Genomic DNA, 18,555 nt, shown 5'->3' with positions numbered 1-18,555 from the left:
CGTCCGTTCCTCTTACTGGCCCCCGCCGCGCCGCAGGGCGAGCTTGGGAACCTTGCGGCCAGAGGCCAAAGCAGCCCCGCGCCCGGAAAGCGAGGGGTTGGTCATGAAATACCTGTGGAGGTTGAACGGCTTCGGGCCCGGGTCGATCCGGCGATAGGTTCCATCGGCAGCAAGCACCCACGACTGCTCGGTATCGAGCAGGTTGGCGAGCATGACCTGATCGAGAACCTGATCGTGCACCGTGCGATTGCGGATCGGCACCAGCACCTCGACCCGCCGATCGAGATTGCGGCCCATCCCGTCGGCCGAGGAAATGTAAACCCGCGCTTTCCGGTTGGGCAGGGCCGCGCCGTTGCCGAAGGCCCAGATCCGGCTGTGCTCGAGAAAGCGGCCGATGATCGACTTGACCGTGATCCCTTCGGACAGGCCCGGTACACCGGGCTTGAGGCAGCAGATCCCGCGCACGACGAGGCTGATCTGCACGCCGGCCTGGCTCGCCTCGTAAAGCTTGCTGATCAGGCTCTCGTCGGTCAGCGCATTGAGCTTGGCCCATATCGCCGCCGGCTCGCCCGCCGAGGCCATGGCGATCTCGGCGTCGATGCAGTCATAAAGCTTGCGGCGCAGCGAGACCGGCGAGATCGCCAGGAAATCGGTCTGCCTGGGTTCTACATAGCCGGTGATGAAGTTGAACAACTGGCCTGCATCGCGCCCGGCGCGCGGATCGGCGGTGAAGAACGAGAGGTCGGTATAGATCCGCGCGGTGACCGGGTGATAGTTGCCGGTGCCGAAGTGGCAGTAGGTGCGGTATCCGCCCTCCTCGCGCCGCACGACCATCGAAACCTTGGCATGGGTCTTCCAGTCCACGAAGCCGTAGATGACCTGGACCCCGGCGCGCTCGAGCTGGCTGGCCCAGAGCAGGTTCTGCTCCTCGTCGAACCGGGCCTTGAGCTCGACCACGGCGGTGACCGACTTGCCAGCCTCGGCCGCCGCGATCAGGGCGGCGATCACCGCCGATTGCTTGCCGGCGCGGTAGAGCGTCTGCTTGATCGCCACCACTTCCGGATCGGCCGCGGCCTGGCGCAGGAAATCGATCACCACCTCGAAGCTCTCGTAAGGGTGATGGATGACGATGTCCTTCTCGCGGATCGCGGCAAAGCAATCGCCGTCATGTTCGAGAATCCGCTCCGGATACCGCGGACTGTAGGGCTCGAACTTCAGCTCGGGGCGCGGCTCGTCAACGATCGCGGCAAGGCCGGTGAAATCGACCTGGCGCCCCATCTTGAGCACCAGCGCATCGTCGAGCCGCAATTGCTGGCGCAGCAGCGCCTCGGCCGCGGGATCGAAATCGTCTTCCAGCTGGAGCATGATCACCCGACCGCGGCGGCGGCGCTGGATCGCCGTGCGGAAATAGCGGACGAGATCCTCGGCATCCTCCTCGATCTCGATGTCACTGTCGCGCAGCACGCGAAAGGCACCGTTGCCGTTCATCCGGAAGCCCGGGAACAGCAGCCCCGCATGGCGGCAGATCACTTCGGCGATCGAGACCCACAGCCCCCGCTCGCCCGGGATGCGCACGAAGCGCGGCAGGGCCGGCGGGATCAGCACCATCTCGGTCATCGGCGACTGGTCGGCAAGCCGGGTCAGCGAGAACATGATCCCGCTGCCCTGGTTGGCGATGAACGGGAAGGGGTGGGCCGGATCGATCGCCTGCGGCGTGATCACCGGGAGGACGTGCTCGCGGAAATATTCGCGCAGCCATTCCGCCTCAAGCTTGGAGAGCTTCTCGCTGACGCTGATCCGGATGCCGACCGCGGCCAGCCGGTTGGCCAGGTCGACCAGCGCCACCTGCTGCGCGGCGACCAGCGCGGCCACGGATTCGCGAATCGCGGCGAGCTGCTGCGAAGCCGTGCGCCCGTCGATCGACACTTCCTCGATCTGGCGGGTCGCCTGCCCGGCCAGGCCGGCCACGCGCACCATCAGGAATTCGTCGAGGTTGGACCCGGAAATCGAGAGAAAGCGCAGACGCTCGAGCAGCGGGTAGCCCTCGTTCTGGGCTTCGGCCAGAACCCGGCGATTGAACGCAAGCCAAGACAGCTCGCGGTTGAAATAAAGGTCGCGGTGTGCGGGTTCGGCCCCGCCACCGGGGCTTGCCGCGTGGTCTCTCATCCTGGCTCCATGGTTCGGGGGAACCTTGCGTGGTAGGTCATCGCGCGCCATGCGACCATCTTGTGACACTTGCATGAATGCGAGGAAAGTGAAACCGGGCCCACGGCGGGACAAAGTCTCCGCTTCGGACGCGGCGGCGCCGCTCGGCGCTTGCCTTTGGCCGCGCGATCCCGTTTAGCCTCTGCCCGCCGCGCCGGCCGACTGCTGCCGCGCGAACGAGACAGGGATCAGGATGCCGCTTTCCGTCAGCGAGAACCCCGGCCACCAGGCTTTCGTGATGACTTTCGCCTGCGACGATCGCCCCGGACTGGTCGCCGCGATCACCGGGCAGCTCGCCGCGATCGGCGGCAACATCCGCGAGGCGCAGCAGTTCAACGCGACCGACAGCGGCCGCTTCTTCATGCGCGTCGGGTTCGACTGCCCGGGCCGCGATGCCGCTGCCGTGGCGGCCGGATTCGGGGAAGTGACCGCCCGCTTCGGGATGGACTGGCAGATCCGCGCCACCGGCGCGCGGCGCAAGGTCCTGCTGCTGGTCAGCAAGTTCGACCATTGCCTGGGCGACCTGCTCTATCGCCACCGCATCGGCGAATTGCCGATGGATATCGTCGGCGTGGTCTGCAACCACCCGCGCGAGGCGCTGAGCGTCGCCCTGCTTGACGACGTGCCGTTCCACTACCTGCCGATCACGCCCGGCACCAAGCCCGCGCAGGAAGCGCGGATCAAGCAGCTGGTGAGCGAGAGCGGTGCCGAGCTGGTCGTGCTGGCGCGCTACATGCAGATCCTGTCGGACGATCTGGCCGCCTTCCTTTCGGGGCGCTGCATCAACATCCACCACTCGTTCCTGCCCGGCTTCAAGGGCGCCAAGCCCTATCACCAGGCCCATGCGCGTGGCGTCAAGATGATCGGAGCCACCGCCCACTACGCCACCGCCGACCTCGACGAGGGGCCGATCATCCATCAGGACGTCGAGGAAATCAGCCATTCCGACGCGCCCGACGACCTCGTCCGCAAGGGCCGTGACATCGAGCGCCGGGTGCTTTCCACCGCGGTCCTCCTGCATCTCGAGGACCGGGTGTTCCTCGACGGTAACAAGACCGTCGTGTTCAAGCCCTAACGTCAGGCCTCACGCCGCGAATTCCTCGGTCTCGACCTGCTGGCGCAGCGCTTCGGGGTAACGATGGCCGTGGACAGCCGAGGGCACGAACAGCGCATTGATCCGCGCGACCGTGGCCGCATCCGGCCGCCAGTCCATCCGCGCGACGTTTTCGGCGAGGTGGGCAAGGTTGGTCGTGCCGGGGATGGCGTGCAAATGGTCGCCGTGAGCGAGGACCCAGCCGAGTGAAAGCTGGGCCGGCGTGACTCCCAGTTCGGCCGCGATGGCGACGAAGGCGTCGATCAGTTCGAGGTTGTGCGCCCAGTTCTCTCCGATGAAGCGGGGCATCGGGCGGCGCAAATCGCCTTCATAGAGCCCGGCCACATCGCGCAGCTCGCCGCACAGCGCGCCGCGCCCCACTGGGGAGAAGGCGATCATGGCAACGCCGTGCTCGGCGCAAGCCTCGATCACCGCGATCTCGACATTGCGGGTCCAGGGCGAATATTCGTTCTGCATCGCCGCGATCGGATGGACGGCAACCGCGCGGCGCAGGGTCGTGGCATTCATCTCGGACAGGCCGATCGCCCCGATTTTTCCTTCCCGCACCAGCTCGGCCATGGCCCCGACCGATTCCTCGATCGGCACCGTGTAATCCGGCCGGTGCATGTAATAGAGATCGATGTGATCGGTGCCGAGCGCCTTGAGGCTCTTCTCGCATTCGCGCCGGATCGTGGCGGGCGAACAATCGATCCGGCGCGGACCGTCATCGAGGATGATGCCCATCTTGGACGCAAGCAGGAATTCGCCGCGCCGTCCGCCCAGCACCCGGCCGATCAGCAGTTCGTTGCGGCCCACGCCATAGATCCGCGCCGTGTCGAAGTGATCGTAGCCCAGGTCGAGCGCCTTGAGCAGGACGTCCTCGGCCCGCTCCTCGGTCAGCGGCACGCCGTAACCATGGCTGAGCCCCATGCAGCCAAGGCCGATGGGATTGACCGGGCGACCGGCGAGAAAGCGCTTCATGGGAGAGTTCCGTCTTGCTTCAGGGAGTGAGATTGAAAACGCGGCAGTATCAACCGGCGGCAGGGTCTGCCAGCAGCGGCAGGGTAGCGTCCTCGCCTTCCGGCGCAACGTCGACCGAGACTTCCATCTTCTGCCCGCCGCCGCCGTGGAACACCCCATCGATCGGGGCGACATCGGCATAGTCGCGGCCCATCGCGGTGAAGATATGGTCGGTCCGGGCGATAGCATTGTTGGTCGGATCGAACCCGATCCAGCCCAGCGCCTCGCCGCACCACAGCGCCACCCAGGCATGGGTCGCATCGGCCCCGACCAGCCGCGGCTTGCCCGGCGGCGGGATGGTCCGAAGGTAGCCCGAGACATAGGCCGCCGGAATCCCGTAAGCCCGCGCGGCGACGAGCATGACGTGGGCGAAATCCTGACAGACCCCGCGTTTCTTGAGGAACGCCTCGCCCGGCAGGGTATCGGCCTCGGTCGCCTCGCCGTCATAGGCGAATTCACGGAAGATCGCCTGCATCAGCGCGGTCCCCGCCTCCAGCACCGAAGATTCGGGCGCGAGGTGCGGCCGCGCCCATTCGGTGATCGCCGGAGAGGGCGGCACGAACGGCGAGGCATAGAGATAGGCCGCCGGCCCGAACGGCGAGAGATCGCGGTGCGCGAGGGCCAGGTCGCGGATCTGCGCCACGCTCGGCGTCACCGCCATCGCAAGGTCGAAACCCGGCGCGGACACTTCCACCCGGAAGCGGCTTACGATCACCAGCCGGGTCAGGGGATTGCGGATGAACAGGCGCGACCGGTTCACCACCCAGGGGCCGACATCGTCCAGGATCGTCCACGGCACCGGATCGACGGTCAGCCCATGTTCGAGCAGGACCTGACCCGCCCAAGGGGCCGGCCGCAACCGCACGTTGAACCGGGCGAGGGTGACCGGACTGTCATATTCGACTTCGGTCCGGTGAACGACGGTATAGATCATGCAAGCAGGGTCCGCACCGTGGTCGTCTCGGTCTTCTCGTATTGCAGGAAGTAGCGTTCGGCGATCGCGCCCGACAGGGCCAGCAGGCCGCTGCGCGCCTCGTCCAGCCGTTCCGGGCCGAATTCCGCCACGCCCAGGCTCATCAGCGGCGCCAGCAGGGCCCGCGCCTCGCGCAGCGGCGCCTCGGGCAGCAGGTCCTCGGACAGGCGCGGCAGGGCCTCGATGTGTTCGACCAGCTTGGCCAGCTGGAAGGCCAGGGCACGCGGATTGTCCGGGTCGAGCAGCAGCATGTCGAGCACCGGATCGCGGCGCGGCCCGGTGAGATAGCGCGAGCGATAGGTGATCTGGCTGTCCGCGAGGTCGAGCAGGACGCCCAGCGCCTCGGTCGGCTCGCCTTCCTCGCCCGCCAGAACCTCGGTGAAGGCCGAAAGGGCGAGCGCCCGCTCGATCCGCCGCCCCATGTCGAGGAACCGCCAGGCCGGGCCATGGACGAAGTTCTCGCCCAGCAAGCCGGACAAGGCGCTGAGCCGCTCGATCAGTTCGCGGGCGATCCTGAGCAGGGCGCCGGGACGATGGCCGTCGATCAGCGGCAACGGCCGGCTGGCAATGCGCCAGAAGTCCGAGGCGAGCCGGTCGCGCAGCGACAGGCCGGTGCTGCGCAGGCGGGCGAACAGGCTGGCGACGCCGCCGGGCAGAACCGCCTCGGTCAGCGCCGCGCGGCAGATTTTGGGCACGGAATTGTCCGCCGCCTTGGGGTCGAGCGCGCCCCACTGGACCAGCAGGCCGACCAGCTTTTCCAGCACTTCGGGATTGTTGCCCGCGGCGCTGTCAACCTCGATCGCGCTGCCGAGCACCGCGCGCACCACCCGCACCGTGGCCTCGGCCCGCTCCATGTAGCGGCCGAACCAGAACAGGTTGTCCGCCGCCTGGCTGGCGAGGATGCCGCCGCCGCGCCGCACCGGCGGGGTCACGGCCAGCAGGGTGGGCTGCGACGGGGTGATGCCCGGCGCCTCGACCACGCAGACGTCGGCCGAAAGATCGCCCTCGCCCATCAGCGTCGTGCGGATCTCGCCCGAGGCGGAGAGGCGGGCAAAGCCGCCCGGCATGACCTGCCATTCCCCGTTCGCGCCGCGGGCCACGAAGGCGCGCAGGGTGAACGGGCGCGGCTCGTACCCGTTGCCGATCAGGGCCGGGGTGGTCGAAAGCTGGACGATCTCCTGCCCGCAATAGTCCATCGGCCGCCGGCCGAGCGCCTCGAACAAGGTTTCGCGCTCGGCCCTCGACAGGCTCGATCCCGGCACGGCCTCGGTGCTGGCAAGGCCCCCCGCGGTCTGCCCGAAGGCGGTGCGCACCAGCAGGTTGTCCAGCCCCTCGCGCACGGCGGCGGCCTCGATCGGCTGGCCGCACCACCAGGTGGCGACATTGGGCAGCAGCGGGTCCTCGCCCAGCAGGGTCCGGAACAGGCGCGGCAGGAAGGCCGAGAAAACCGGCGCCTCAAGCACTTCCACGCCGGGGCGGTTGGCGATTTCCAGCCCGCCCCGCGCCCAGGCGTCAAACAGGTCAGGCACGCCGATCTGCGAGCGGGAATCGAAATTGAGCGGATCGAGCGCCAGGGTGTCGATCCACCGCCACAGGGCGTCGATCCGCTTGGGCCCGGCGATGGTGCGGACATAGAGCCGCTCGTCCGAGACGGTGAGGTCGCGCCCCTCGACCAGCGGAAAGCCGAGATAGCGCGCAAGGTGCGCCTGTTCAGGATAGGACTGGTTGAAGCGGCCCGGGGTGAGCAGCGCGATGCGCGGATTCTCGCGCTGGCAATCGCGGGCGATCCCGCCGCGCAGCTCGGAAAAGAACCCGGCAAGGCGCCGGGTGTTCACCTGGGTCAGCAGCGAACCGGTGGCGCGGGCGAGGGCCAGGCGGTTTTCCAGCGCATAGCCGATGCCGTTGGCGATCCGCAGCCGGTCGCCCAGCACCCGCCACTGGCCGCGCGGGCCGCGCGCGAGGTCGACCGCGTAGACATGGATGTAGTGGTTTCCCCGGCCCGAGGCACCCGGCTCGAGCCCGACCATGTTCCGCGCGAAAAAGCGGCTGCCCGTAACCACGGCGGCCGGCAGGTGGCCGTTTGCGATCAGTTGCTGCGGCCCGTAGATATCGGCGGCGACCGCCTCGAGCAGGCGCGCGCGCTGGATCAGCCCGCGCTCCAGCCCGGCCCATTCCTGCGCCCCGATGATCAGCGGCATCGGGGTCAGCTGCCAGGGCCGTTCCTCGGTATCCCCGGTCAGGCGGAAGCTCATGCCAAGGTCGGAGATCTGGCGCGCCACCAGTTCCTGCGCGGGAAGCCCGGATTCGTCGGTCAGCGCGCGCAGGCCGTCGGCCATGGTCAGCCAGGATGCGGCCAAGTCCGGCGGGGCATGGCGAAACAGGTCGCCCGCCGAAACGTCAACCGGATAGTCCTGCAGCCTTGCGCTGGCAGGATGCGCGAGTGCCTCGGTGGCCAAGGCTCAACCCAGGACTACGGGCCGCCGCAGATCGAGCGACATCGGGAACTCCCCAGGATGTTCCTCGGGCGGGATCGCCTGAGGGCCGGGCGAATGACCCTGATCGAAGAACCGCGCCTTGCGCCGCGCCTCCGCTTCATAGCCATTGATCGGCACGTCATCGTAATTGCGTCCGCCCGGATGCGCCACATGATAAACGCAGCCGCCGAGCGATCGTCCGTTCCAGCTATCGAGAATGTCGAAAGTCAGCGGTGCCTGGGCCTCCATCATCGGATGGAGGCAGTTGGCCGGCGACCAGGCCTTGTAGCGCACGGCGGCCACGCCTTCGCCAGGAACGCCGGTTGGCTGGAGCGGAATGCGCCGGCCGTTGCAGGCGATCACGTGACGGCCCGGGACCAGCCCGGTGGCCTTGATCTGCAGCCGCTCGGTCGAGGAATCGACGAAACGCACCGTGCCGCCGATCGCCCCGGTCTCGCCCAGGACGTTCCACGGCTCGAGCGCATGGCCAATCTCGAGCGCGACCCCGCCGCCCTCGATTGCGCCGTGGATCGGGAAGCGAAACTGGCGCTGGGCCTCGAACCACACCGGATCGAAGTGATAGCCCGCCCCGGCAAGGTCGCCGAGCACGTCGAGGAAATCTGCCCAGACGTAGTGCGGCAGCATGAAGCGGTCGTGCAACTGGGTGCCCCAGCGCACCAGCGGGCCGGACACCGGTTCGCGCCAGAACCAGGCGGTCAGCGCCCGCAGCAGCAATTGCTGGGCGCAGCTCATCCGCGCCTCGGGCGGCATCTCGAAGCCGCGAAACTCGACGAGGCCGAGCCGCCCGGTGGGGCCGTCGGGGCTGAACAGCTTGTCGATGCAGATCTCGGTGCGGTGGGTATTGCCGGTGACGTCGACCAGCAGGTTGCGGAACAGGCGGTCCACCACCCAGGCCGGCGGCTGCGGCAGTTCCGGGCCCGGAACCTGGGCCAGCGCGATCTCCAGCTCGTAAAGCCCGTCGTGGCGAGCCTCGTCGATCCGCGGGGCCTGGCAGGTCGGGCCGATGAACAGGCCGGAGAACAGGTAGGACAGCGAAGGATGGCGCTGCCAGTACGTGACGAAGGACTTGAGCAGGTCCGGGCGGCGAATGAACGGGCTGTCGAGCAGGCTCGGCCCGCCGAGCACGATGTGATTGCCCCCGCCGGTGCCGGTGGCGCGGCCATCGACCATGAACTTGTCGGCGGTCAGCCCCACCTCGCGCGCGCACTCGTACAACGTCTCGGTGATCTCGACCGACTCGCGCCAGGAGGCTGCAGGCTGGATGTTGACCTCGATCACGCCCGGATCGGGGGTGACCTTCATCACCACGAGGCGCGGATCGGGCGGCGGGGCATAGCCCTCGATCCGCACCGGCAGACCGGTTTCCTCGGCCACCCGCTCGACGCTGGCGACAAGCTCCAGCCAGTCTTCGAGGGCCTCGACCGGAGGGATGAAGATGCACAGGTGATCGCCGCGCGGTTCGATCGTCAGGGCGGTGCGGACCGCGCCCTCGATGATCACCTGCTCGACCCGGTCCTGACGGTCCTGGCCGCCGGCGGCCGCCTCCACCGACAGCGAGGCCTGCTGCGCCTCTTCCCGCGCGGGGCGTCCCCCCGTGCGGGCCTGCGCTTCCCGCGTCTGGTGGCCGCGCTCGACGATCTGGGCGCGGATGTCGGGCAAGGGCTCGCGCGGCTCGGCCGTGTCGCGCGCATGGATATAGGGATAGTCCGAGGCCGGAACGTAGGGCAGCGAGCCCAACGGCAGACGATAGCCCAGCGCCGAGTCGCCCGGCACTGCGAACAGGTTGCCGCGCCGCACCCGCCAGCGCTCGCTCTTCCACCGGGCCGGTTCGGCCGCCTGCGCCGCCTGCCAGCGCTGGACCGGCAGGACAAAGCCGACCGGCGTGGTCAGGCCGCGCTGGAAGGTACGGACGAAGCGCTCGCGCACTTCGGGATCGTCGATTTTCGGGTCGGTCGGCTCGGTATTGTCGGGCAGGCCGGATTCCTTGACGATCCATTCCAGCGCGTCCTCATAGACCGGCTGGACGAAATCGGGATCGACCCCGAGATTGAGCGCGGCGGCGACGAGGAACACCTGCGCGTCCTCGGCCTCGACCTTCGCCACGGGCTTCTCGCCCGGCATCAGGTCTCCCGCGATGAGCTTCTCGTCACGCCAGACCGGCACGCCGTCGCGGCGCCAGTAAAGCGAGTAGCCCCAGCGCGGCAGGCTTTCGCCCGGATACCACTTGCCTTGCCCGTGATGAAGCAGCGAGCCGGCGCCGAAGTGCCCGCGCAGCTTGCGGATCAGCTTGTCGGCATAGGCCGCCTTGGTCGGCCCGACGGCCGCCGCATTCCACTCGGGCGCCTCGAAATCGCCGTCGGCAATGAACGTCGGCTCGCCGCCGATGGTAAGCCGCACGTCCTGTGCGGCAAGATCCTCGTCCACCTTGTCGCCCAGCGCGAGCAGCGCATCCCAGCGCTCGTCGGTAAAGGGCTTGGTGATCCGCACCGCCTCGGCAATGCGCGAGACGTGCATCGCGAACTCGAAGTCGGAATGGACCGGCTCCATCACCACGCCTTCGATCGGCGCGGCCGAGCGGTAGTGCGGGGTGGCGCAGAGCGGGATGTGCCCCTCGCCCGCGAAAAGCCCCCAGGTGGCATCGAGCCCGATCCATCCGGCGCCGGGCACGTAGACCTCGGCCCAGGCGTGGAGGTCGCAGACGTCCTGCGTCACGCCCCTGGGTCCGTCGACTGCGACGACGTCCGGGGTCAGCTGGATCGAATAGCCCGAGACGAAGCGGGCGGCGAAGCCGAGCCGGCGCACCAGCTGGACCAGCAGCCAGGCCGAATCCCGGCACGAGCCAGTGCCGACCTGAAGCGTTTCCTCGGGGCTCTGCACCCCCGGCTCCATGCGGATGACATAGCCGACCTTCTGGTTCACAGCCCGGTTGATGGCGACGAGAAAGTCGATCGAACGGCCCTCGTGGCCGGTGAACTCGGACAGGAGCTGGTCGAACAGCGGGCCCTGCGGCTCGGTCTCGAAATAGGCGGCGAGGTCAAGCCGCAGCGTCTCGGCATAGGCGAAGGGGTATTCCTCGGCATATTCCTCGACGAAGAAGTCGAACGGATTGATCACCGCCAGCTCGGCCAGCAGGTCGACCTCGATCGAGAAGTGGTCGACCGGGTCGGGAAAGACGATCCGCGCCTGCCAGTTGCCGTGCGGGTCCTGCTGCCAGTTGAGGAAGTGGTTCGCCGGGCTGATCTTGAGCGAATAATTGGGCACGGCCGTGCGGCTGTGCGGTGCCGGCCTGAGGCGGATCACCTGCGGGCCGAGGCGGACCGGTTTGGAATAGGAATAGCGGGTGAGATGGTGGAGCCCGGCCTTTATCATGGCCGACAGTTCTGCGCCAAATGATGCTGCGCCGCAACACGAAATGACGCTGGCGGCCGCCCCCCACATTAATCGCCCGGAGCGCCAATCCAATTGGCGGCGGGGGCGGGCTTGGCCAAGAGTTGGCGCGAACAATGGACCGCGCGGGGTTGGACCGCGCCGGGGAGGACAGGTGATGGAAGAGATCGAGGTCGGCAAGTTTCACGCCGGCGCGGCGCGCAAGGGCTATGCCCTCAACCGGATGTGCTATTCGCTCAACAGCCTCGAGAACCGGCTGGCCTACATTGCCGATCCGGTAGCCTATTGCGAGAAATACGGCCTGTCGGACGAGGAGCGCGAAGCCGCGATCAGCAAGGAGAAGGACAGGCTCCTCGCTGCGGGCGGCAACATGTACTTCTTTTCCAAGCTGGACCGGGCAACGCGCCTGAAGAAGGAAGCCTGATCATGGCAAGGCTGCTCGGCGGCATGGGCACCTCGCACGTGCCGATCATTGGCCGCACCCTCGATGCCGGAAAGCAGGGCGAGGTGGCATTCAAGCCCTTCTTCGACCAGTTCGCCGACGTGCGGGCCTGGGCCGACGCGGCACGGCCGACGGTGGCGATCATCGTCTACAACGACCACGGCCTGAACTTCTTCCTCGACAACATGCCGACCTTCGCGATCGGCGTGGCCGGCGATTACGCCACCGCCGACGAGGGCTTCGGCGAACCGCGCCCGCGCACCTTCGAAGGGGCCGACGAACTGGGCTGGCACGTGGTCCAGGGTCTGATTGAGGACGGGTTCGACGTTTCCACGTGCCGCGAATGGAAGCTGGATCACGCCTGCACCACGCCGCTCGACCTGATCTGGGGCGCGCACAGCCAGCCGCCGGTGGCGATCATCCCGGTCTTCGTCAACGCCATCCAGCCCCCCTTCCCCCGCCCCGACCGTTGCCTTGCCTTCGGCCGGGCGATCGGCCGCGCGGTCCGCTCCTTCGCCGGAGACGCACGGGTGCTGGTGATCGGCAGCGGCGGCCTGTCCCATGAGCTGGGCGAATTCGGCAAGATCAACGAAGAGTTCGACCATGAGTGCATGGAGCGCATCGTCGGCAATCCCGAGGCGCTCGCCGCCTATACCAACGACCAGATCGTCGACCTGGCCGGGGCGCAGGGCGTGGAACTGATGACCTGGCTGGTCATGCGCGGCACCCTGGCCTCGGCCGAGCCGAGAGTGGTCACCAGCATCTACCACAATCCCATCTCGCACACCGGCGGGGCGATGATGCTGCTCGAGGACCTCGAGGCGTGAGCGCTTCCCTGCCCGGCGCGACGATGACCTCGCGCCAGTGGGGGGTCATGCTGCTCCTCGCGCTCGGCGTGATGATCGCCTATGCCGACCGCACCAGTATTGCCGCGGCCATCGCCAACAAGCCGTTCATCGAACACTTCCGGATGACCGGGGTGCACCGCGGCCTGCTCGGCTCGGCACTGTTCTGGTCCTATGCCGCGGCGCAGATCCCGGCGGGCTGGGTGGTCGACCGCTTCGGGGTCAAGGTGCCCTACGCGATCTGCTTTGGCCTGTGGTGCGTGGCCACGGCGCTTTCGGGCGTGATGACGGTATTCATCGGCCTGTTCTTGATGCGGGCGCTGGTCGGCGCGGCCGAGGCGATCGTCATGCCCGCCTCCTACCGCTGGTTCCGCCACAACATTCCCGAGCGCCACACCGGCCTTGCCATCGGCATCTTCGCTTTCGGCAACAAGGTGGGCACGGCCATCGCCACGCCACTGGCCGCCTGGATCATCGTCAACTGGGAATGGCAGGCGATGTTCGCGATCACCGGCCTTGCCGGCCTCGTCTGGCTGGTGCCGTGGCTGGCGCTGGTGAAGAACGATTTCCCGCGCGGAGGCCAGCTGGCCGAGGCGAAGCGCCGCGCCGCGACCGTGCCCTTCCGCAACATCATCACCTCGCCGGTGGTCTGGGGAGGGATCGTGGTCAACTTCTGCTACAGCTACTTCATCTTCTACTGCATGACCTGGATGCCCTCCTACCTCGTCGAGCAGCGCGGGCTGAGCCTTGAGCAATCGGGGCTCTATACCTTCTTCAGCTTTGCCGGGATCGCCATCGTTGCCGTGGCCGCCGGATGGTGGGCCGACCGCCTGATCGAGCGCGGGGCCGATGCCGTGCGGACGCGCAAGGCCTTCGTCCTCGCGGGGTTCCTTGGCGCGGCCACGGTGCTGTTCGGCGCCTATACCCAGGACCTTGGCTGGGCCCTGTTCTGGAACATCGCCTCGCTCTCGTTCCTGGGCCTTGCCAGCGCCAACAACCTGGCCCTGACCAAGGTGACCCTGATCCCGCCGCCCGCCATCGGCCTCGTCGTCGGGGTCCAGCACGTGGCGGCCGGGCTTTCCGGCGGGCTGGCGGCCAGCCTGTCGGGCTGGCTGCTGCACGTCAGCGGCAGTTACGACCTGCCGATCCAGGTGATCGTGGTCTTCCTTGCCGTGGGGGCGGCTTCCTGCATGATCCTGCTGCGCCCCGAATGGTCGCCCAAGGTCGAGTCCGCTGCCGCAGGGTGACACGAGTGTCACCCTGCCACCCTCCCGAAATCCCGTGTAACCGCGCAATAACAGCAACTTGCCGAAACGGTGCATGGGTGACACTTGTCCAACCCGGTGCGCTTTTCCTGCCGATGTCAAAGAGCCCGCACGGGTTCGTGCCGCGCGGCCGCATCATGGCATGAGCGAGAGGCTGTAGGAAACCGCCGGCTCGAAGCGGCCTTCGCCGGCTCCGGCCGACGGACAGGCCGGATCGCGGGCCTGCGACATTAAAGTCACACACTCGCTTCATCGCGCATAGAGAACGGAATAGCGCTGGAGACCCATGCGAAAACGGCGCATTATGCCCCCATTGCGAGACCACAACATCAAGGTGCTGTGATGGGTGAGATGACCGCGATACCTGCCGGAAGTGTGGAACTCTTTCCGCCGCCTCTGCATGCCAGCCTCGTCACCGACGAACTTGGCCGCCTCATGGGCATGGTCAAGGCCGCCTGCCCGGAGGCGACAGCCATCCGCTTCGACTTCGACGGGAAACTGCGCGTGCATATCGACGTGCGCAGCCGAAGCGATGTGGCCGTGATCGAGACGATCCTGCCGGCGCTGGGCGGCGGCGGCCTGTTCCAGGGGGTGACGCTGGGGGCAACGCCTCATCATCCGTTCCACCACCGGATTTCGGCGCTGGTTGATCGCTAGGGCTGTTGGGAGGGGGAGCGGCCGTGAGGCGTCGGCCTTTCGACGTTTTCGGCAGAGCGCAGACTGTGCGGGCGCGCCGACATTGCGGACGTTTGGAATTCGATTAGTCTAACGCGCTATGGACGGGGCCAAGCTCGGAGAGAACATCGCGCGAGAATGGAGCGAAGAACCTCAAGCGCCCGCGCTTTGGAAAGCTTTGCAACTCGTCAAGTGCGACCCCCATACTGGCATCGAAGCGCTCGAGCTGCTCGCCAGCGATGGCTCGTGCCTGGCAAAAATGTACCTTGGAAATATGTATCTCAGTGGAAAGCATGGTGTCCGCCAGAACCTCGATGTTGGAGAGTATTGGCTCAGACGTTCAGCTGAGGAAGGGTCTATCGAAGGCGCATATGGCTTGGCCTGGCATTTGCTCAACATCGGGCAAACGGATGCTGCGCTTGCTGAATATGACCGCCTAAGTGATCTCGGATACCCGCCGGCTTTGTACATCCTCGGAGTACATTTCTATAATGGAGAGATTGTCGAGCGTAACCTCTCCAAAGCACTGCAATACTTTTTACGAGGTGAGGCCAAGGGTCATTTTTTCGCGGCCAAGTGGGCTTGTCGCCTTCAGATCCGAGGTGAAATGGGGCTGTGCGCGCGGTTTCTCAGCTTGGCCAAGATGCTTGCCCTGACCCCTTCATTCCTAAGAACGGTCTTGACGTACCCCAACAGTGAGCGCCTCCGGATTTGAGATCGGTGCGCCTGCTAACGTCCACTTCCCCCAACGGACCGGGCCTTAAGCGCGTCCCATGATCGGCGTGTCCGCAGGCCAGTCGGGATGGGCCCCTGCCTCCGCAGGGGCGACGGGATGTGGTGGAGCATTTTTGCCCGCCAGGCACCCGATCCTGCAATCCTGCTCGGCCTGAGCGTGCTGAAGGCTGCGCGCCAAGGCTTGCCCCACTCAAGCGACCTTGCGCGCCAAACCCGAGACCTGCGGCCAGTCCGAAGACCGTCCGTCCGGATCCGGGGGCAGCGCGCGGCCTTCGACAGGCTCAGGCTGAGCGGGGTTGGGTGGTGGGGGCAAGAAGGTCAGCTCCCCCCAACCTTGTGCGTAGCGCGATCGCTGGACCAGGATCACGGCGATGCCAGCCTTCGCTGGCATGACGACTGGGGAATGACCCTCAATGGCCTTCCACGAAAAAGACCGGAAGCGCCGCCCAGACGCTTCCGGTCTTCCGGCCGCCGCTGAAACGGCGGTCCGGTTCGGGAGGCGCCGAAACGCCTCCCGCCCCCATTCGTGATCAGAACTTCATCCGGACGCCCGCGCTGTAGGTCCGGCCGCGCGGATCGTCGCCGATGGCGAAGCCATCGCGCAGGCCCGCGCGGGTGCCGTTGCCCGAGAAGGCACCGATCGGCGGGTGAGCGTTGAACAGGTTCTGGACGTTGGCGAAGAACTGGAACTGGCCGAGGCGGTTGTCCTCGACATCCCAGGCGAGGTTGACCGCCGTGGTCGCGAAGGGCGACATGTGGTTGTTCACCCAGAACTGCGACGGATCGGTGCTCAGCTGCATCGCGCTGCGCCAGCGCTCGGTGATGTCCACGGTCAGGCTGTCGGACGGCTTGAAGCGGAACATGCCGTTCACGCGCCAGGCCGGGGTGGCGCCGAAGCCGTTGGGACCGAAAGCGGAGCCTGAATAGTCGAGCGTGCCGATCTTCAGGTCGGGCTGCCATGCGGCAAGGACGCGCAGCAGCATCGGCCGGCCGAACAGTTCGCCCTGGTAATTGGCCTCGAAGTCGATGCCCCAGGTCTTCACCTGGTTGAGGTTGTAGCGGAAGGTCTTCCACGCGGTGACGGTGTTGTTGGTCGAGGTCGTCACGTAGTCGACCGGGCGGACCTGCAGCGCGCAGTAGGGCGAGGTGCCCTTGCTGTCGTAGCAGATCTTCTGGATCGTCGGGTCCTGGCCCTGGATCTGGGTGATCGCGTCCTTGATGTCGATCTTGTAGTAATCGACCGCAAACGAGAGCCTGCTGGTCGGCTTGAACACCACGCCGGCGGTCAGCGTATTGGCGATTTCGGCCTTCAGGTTGGGGTTCGACAAGTCGATCGAGGGCACCGACGGGGTCGGGTTGCCGGTGACCAGCAGGTCGGACGGGCGGACGATCACCTGCGAGGTCGGCGCGAACAGCTCATAGAGGCTGGGCGCGCGGATATCGCGCGAGCGGGTGACGCGAACGCGCAGCTGGTCGGAGATTTCCCAGGCGAGGCCCGCCTTCCACGTCCAGTAGTTGCCGCTGGTGTTATACGAGGTGTAGCGCGCGGCGCCGTTGACGCTGAGCGACTGGAAGAAGGCCTTGTCCTTGATCAGCGGAACGTCGACTTCGCCCGCCACTTCCCACACGGTCTGGCTGACCCCGCTCGGCTGCTGGCCGAACACGGTTTCGCGCAGGGTGTTGGTGGCGGTGCAGTTGCTGAAGCGGATCACGCCGCAGGTCATGTACTGGTCGGGCAGCGAATCGCTGTTCGACGAGAACGAGACCTTGCGCCATTCGCCCGAGAGCGCGGCACCGACCGGCCCGGCGCCGAGATCGAACAGCGAGCCGGAGACCGAGCCCGAGATGTCGTCCATCACCGTGCTGGAATTGAAGTGGACGTCGTCGGTCACGTAGTCGATCGCGGCGGCGGAGCCGGCAGTGGGGCCGAAGACGTTGAGCGGAACGCAGTCATTGGCGAGGCCCGGATTGCTCAGCGTGACGTTGCAGACGACCGGCCCGCTGGTGCCGTTCTGGAACACGGCGTCAAGCGCGTAGCCCAGCTTCTGGCGGTTGATCACGTTGTGCATTTCCGTTTTCAGCTTGGAAATGCCGTGGACGTAGTCGAGCCCCCAGCTGAACTGGCCGACATCGCCTTCGAGGCCGGCGTTGTAGATCCACTGGGTGGATTCGGCATCGGCGCCGACGCGCGGCGCATTGCCGAGGAACTTGCTGATCTTGAACTGGCTCTCGGGGATCAGCGCCTGATAGGTGGGCGAGAGGAAGGCGTTGGTCTTCGAGATGTTGACGCCGTTGAGCTGGTTGGTCTCGGCGACGTTGGAGTTGGTCTTCAGGTTGCCCGAGACCTGCGCGTAGAAGCGGACCGTGTCGGCCAGCTCATAGTCGAACCGGCCGAAGATCTGGTGGCCCTTGAGCTTGGCGACGAGGCCCGAATCCCAGTAGCCGCCATCGCCGCCGACCTGGACGCCGGTGGTGCCGGTGGTGGCGCCGGGGACGAAGGCGCTGAGCGTTCCGTCGCTCTTGAACACCATGTTGTTGAGCGTGCCGGCCGTGCCGGTGACGAGACCGCCGAAGGGGAAGCTCGACTGGCGCAGATTGGTCTGCAGGACATAGGGATTGGTGGAAGTGCCGGTGCCGGTGACGCCGACCTGATTGAGCCAGTCACGATCGGTGCGGCGTTCGATCCCGCCTTCCTTGCGGAATTCGTAGCTCAGCTCGACATGGCCGCGATCGCCCAGCTTCGCGCCCCAGGCCGCGCCGATGTCGGCCTTGGTGCCGTCGCCGTACTGGGTCAGGCCATAGGAGGCATCGACCTTGAGGCCGGTGAACTTCTTGTCGATGATGTAGTTGACCACGCCCGAGACGGCATCGGAGCCATAGACCGCCGAGACGCCGCCGGTGACCACGTCGACCCGCTGGACCAGCATCTGGGGAATGATGTCAACGTCGACCACGCCGTTGTAGAGCGTGGGGGGAACGCGCTTGGAGTCCATCAGCACGAGGGTGCGGGTGGGATCGAGGTTGCGCAGGTTGAGCTGGTTGGCCCCGCCGTTGCCGCCCGCCGCGCTGCCCGCGGTGGTGGGGTTCGAGGTGGCGCCGCGCGAACCGGCGAAGGTCGGCAGCGAGTTCAGCGCTTCGGCCAGGCTGGCGCCCGGGTTGGCCTTGTAGAGATCCTGGGTCTGGACGACCGTGACCGGCGACGGACTGGAATCGCCGTTCTTGATCACGCGCGATCCGGTGACGACGATGTCCTCTGCCGTGGTTTCTGCAGCGGGTGCCTGTTGTGCGAATGCGGTGCCGGACAGGCAAAGCGCCGACGCGCCGATAAGATAAGCAAAGCGATGCTTGCTCGAAGCCATTTCAACCCTCCCAATGTATGCGCCGGCCATCGTCACGATGCGTGCCGGTCATTTTGTGAAA

General features: G+C 66.7%; 12 protein-coding genes. 6 read left to right on the top strand and 6 right to left on the bottom strand.

Annotated elements, in window-relative coordinates; translation table 11 throughout:
- Nucleotides 1–12: 12 nt before the first annotated feature.
- The gene (locus tag H7F51_RS16070; RefSeq protein WP_185665335.1) at nt 13–2,166 is read right to left on the bottom strand and encodes an RNA degradosome polyphosphate kinase; all 2,154 of its coding nucleotides are present in this window, start codon (nt 2,164–2,166) and stop codon (nt 13–15) included.
- A gap of 232 nt (nt 2,167–2,398) precedes the next feature.
- On the opposite strand from H7F51_RS16070, the gene purU reads away from it, so the two are divergent.
- Nucleotides 2,399–3,280: a formyltetrahydrofolate deformylase gene (purU, locus tag H7F51_RS16065; RefSeq protein WP_185665334.1), complete on the top strand. Its 882-nt coding sequence runs from the start codon at nt 2,399–2,401 to the stop codon at nt 3,278–3,280.
- A gap of 9 nt (nt 3,281–3,289) precedes the next feature.
- Here the strand turns inward: purU and H7F51_RS16060 are convergent, their stop codons facing one another.
- From H7F51_RS16060 to H7F51_RS16045, 4 genes are read right to left on the bottom strand one after another with little or no spacing between them, the layout of a single operon-like run.
- Entirely contained in the window at nt 3,290–4,279 is a 990-nt protein-coding gene (locus H7F51_RS16060; RefSeq protein WP_185665333.1) for an aldo/keto reductase, read from the bottom strand.
- A 49-nt stretch (nt 4,280–4,328) separates the two neighbouring features.
- Complete coding sequence (locus H7F51_RS16055) at nt 4,329–5,252, bottom strand: transglutaminase family protein (protein ID WP_185665332.1); 924 nt, start codon at nt 5,250–5,252, stop codon at nt 4,329–4,331.
- Entirely contained in the window at nt 5,249–7,747 is a 2,499-nt protein-coding gene (locus H7F51_RS16050) for a circularly permuted type 2 ATP-grasp protein (protein ID WP_185665331.1), read from the bottom strand. The genes H7F51_RS16055 and H7F51_RS16050 overlap by 4 nt, the downstream gene beginning before the upstream one ends.
- Nucleotides 7,748–7,750: 3 nt before the next feature.
- Nucleotides 7,751–11,155 carry a transglutaminase family protein gene (locus tag H7F51_RS16045; RefSeq protein ID WP_185665330.1) on the bottom strand — a complete coding sequence of 1,135 codons (3,405 nt, stop codon included), beginning with the start codon at nt 11,153–11,155 and terminating at the stop codon, nt 7,751–7,753.
- Between the two features lie 175 nt (nt 11,156–11,330).
- On the opposite strand from H7F51_RS16045, the gene H7F51_RS16040 reads away from it, so the two are divergent.
- The 5 genes from H7F51_RS16040 (at nt 11,331) to H7F51_RS16020 (ending at nt 15,115) form a co-directional block, all read left to right on the top strand.
- Entirely contained in the window at nt 11,331–11,597 is a 267-nt protein-coding gene (locus H7F51_RS16040) for a hypothetical protein (protein ID WP_185665329.1), read from the top strand.
- A 2-nt stretch (nt 11,598–11,599) separates the two neighbouring features.
- Entirely contained in the window at nt 11,600–12,442 is an 843-nt protein-coding gene (locus H7F51_RS16035) for a class III extradiol dioxygenase family protein (protein WP_185665328.1), read from the top strand.
- Entirely contained in the window at nt 12,439–13,707 is a 1,269-nt protein-coding gene (locus H7F51_RS16030) for an MFS transporter (RefSeq protein ID WP_343061312.1), read from the top strand. Before H7F51_RS16035 ends, H7F51_RS16030 begins: the two co-directional genes overlap by 4 nt.
- A 360-nt stretch (nt 13,708–14,067) precedes the next feature.
- Complete coding sequence (locus tag H7F51_RS16025; RefSeq protein WP_246448652.1) at nt 14,068–14,382, top strand: hypothetical protein; 315 nt, start codon at nt 14,068–14,070, stop codon at nt 14,380–14,382.
- Nucleotides 14,383–14,500: 118 nt separating this feature from the next.
- Nucleotides 14,501–15,115: a tetratricopeptide repeat protein gene (locus H7F51_RS16020; protein WP_185665327.1), complete on the top strand. Its 615-nt coding sequence runs from the start codon at nt 14,501–14,503 to the stop codon at nt 15,113–15,115.
- A 550-nt stretch (nt 15,116–15,665) separates the two neighbouring features.
- Here the strand turns inward: H7F51_RS16020 and H7F51_RS16015 are convergent.
- Nucleotides 15,666–18,494: a TonB-dependent receptor domain-containing protein gene (locus tag H7F51_RS16015; protein WP_185665326.1), complete on the bottom strand. Its 2,829-nt coding sequence runs from the start codon at nt 18,492–18,494 to the stop codon at nt 15,666–15,668.
- Between the last annotated feature and the right edge of the window lie 61 nt (nt 18,495–18,555).

Source organism: Novosphingobium flavum (assembly GCF_014230315.1).
Lineage (GTDB): Bacteria > Pseudomonadota > Alphaproteobacteria > Sphingomonadales > Sphingomonadaceae > Novosphingobium > Novosphingobium flavum.
Note: the sequence above shows the minus strand (reverse complement) of the source record. Positions and strands in the feature narration are given on the sequence as shown.

Excerpts from the sequence above, each read along its gene's own strand:
- H7F51_RS16070 (WP_185665335.1), bottom strand. The coding sequence starts at position 2,166 with ATGAGAGACCACGCGGCAAGCCCCGGTGGCGGGGCCGAACCCGCACAC.
- purU (WP_185665334.1), top strand. The coding sequence starts at position 2,399 with ATGCCGCTTTCCGTCAGCGAGAACCCCGGCCACCAGGCTTTCGTGATG.
- H7F51_RS16060 (WP_185665333.1), bottom strand. The coding sequence starts at position 4,279 with ATGAAGCGCTTTCTCGCCGGTCGCCCGGTCAATCCCATCGGCCTTGGC.
- H7F51_RS16055 (WP_185665332.1), bottom strand. The coding sequence starts at position 5,252 with ATGATCTATACCGTCGTTCACCGGACCGAAGTCGAATATGACAGTCCG.
- H7F51_RS16045 (WP_185665330.1), bottom strand. The coding sequence starts at position 11,155 with ATGATAAAGGCCGGGCTCCACCATCTCACCCGCTATTCCTATTCCAAA.
- H7F51_RS16040 (WP_185665329.1), top strand. The coding sequence starts at position 11,331 with ATGGAAGAGATCGAGGTCGGCAAGTTTCACGCCGGCGCGGCGCGCAAG.
- H7F51_RS16035 (WP_185665328.1), top strand. The coding sequence starts at position 11,600 with ATGGCAAGGCTGCTCGGCGGCATGGGCACCTCGCACGTGCCGATCATT.
- H7F51_RS16025 (WP_246448652.1), top strand. The coding sequence starts at position 14,068 with ATGGGTGAGATGACCGCGATACCTGCCGGAAGTGTGGAACTCTTTCCG.
- H7F51_RS16020 (WP_185665327.1), top strand. The coding sequence starts at position 14,501 with ATGGACGGGGCCAAGCTCGGAGAGAACATCGCGCGAGAATGGAGCGAA.
- H7F51_RS16015 (WP_185665326.1), bottom strand. The coding sequence starts at position 18,494 with ATGGCTTCGAGCAAGCATCGCTTTGCTTATCTTATCGGCGCGTCGGCG.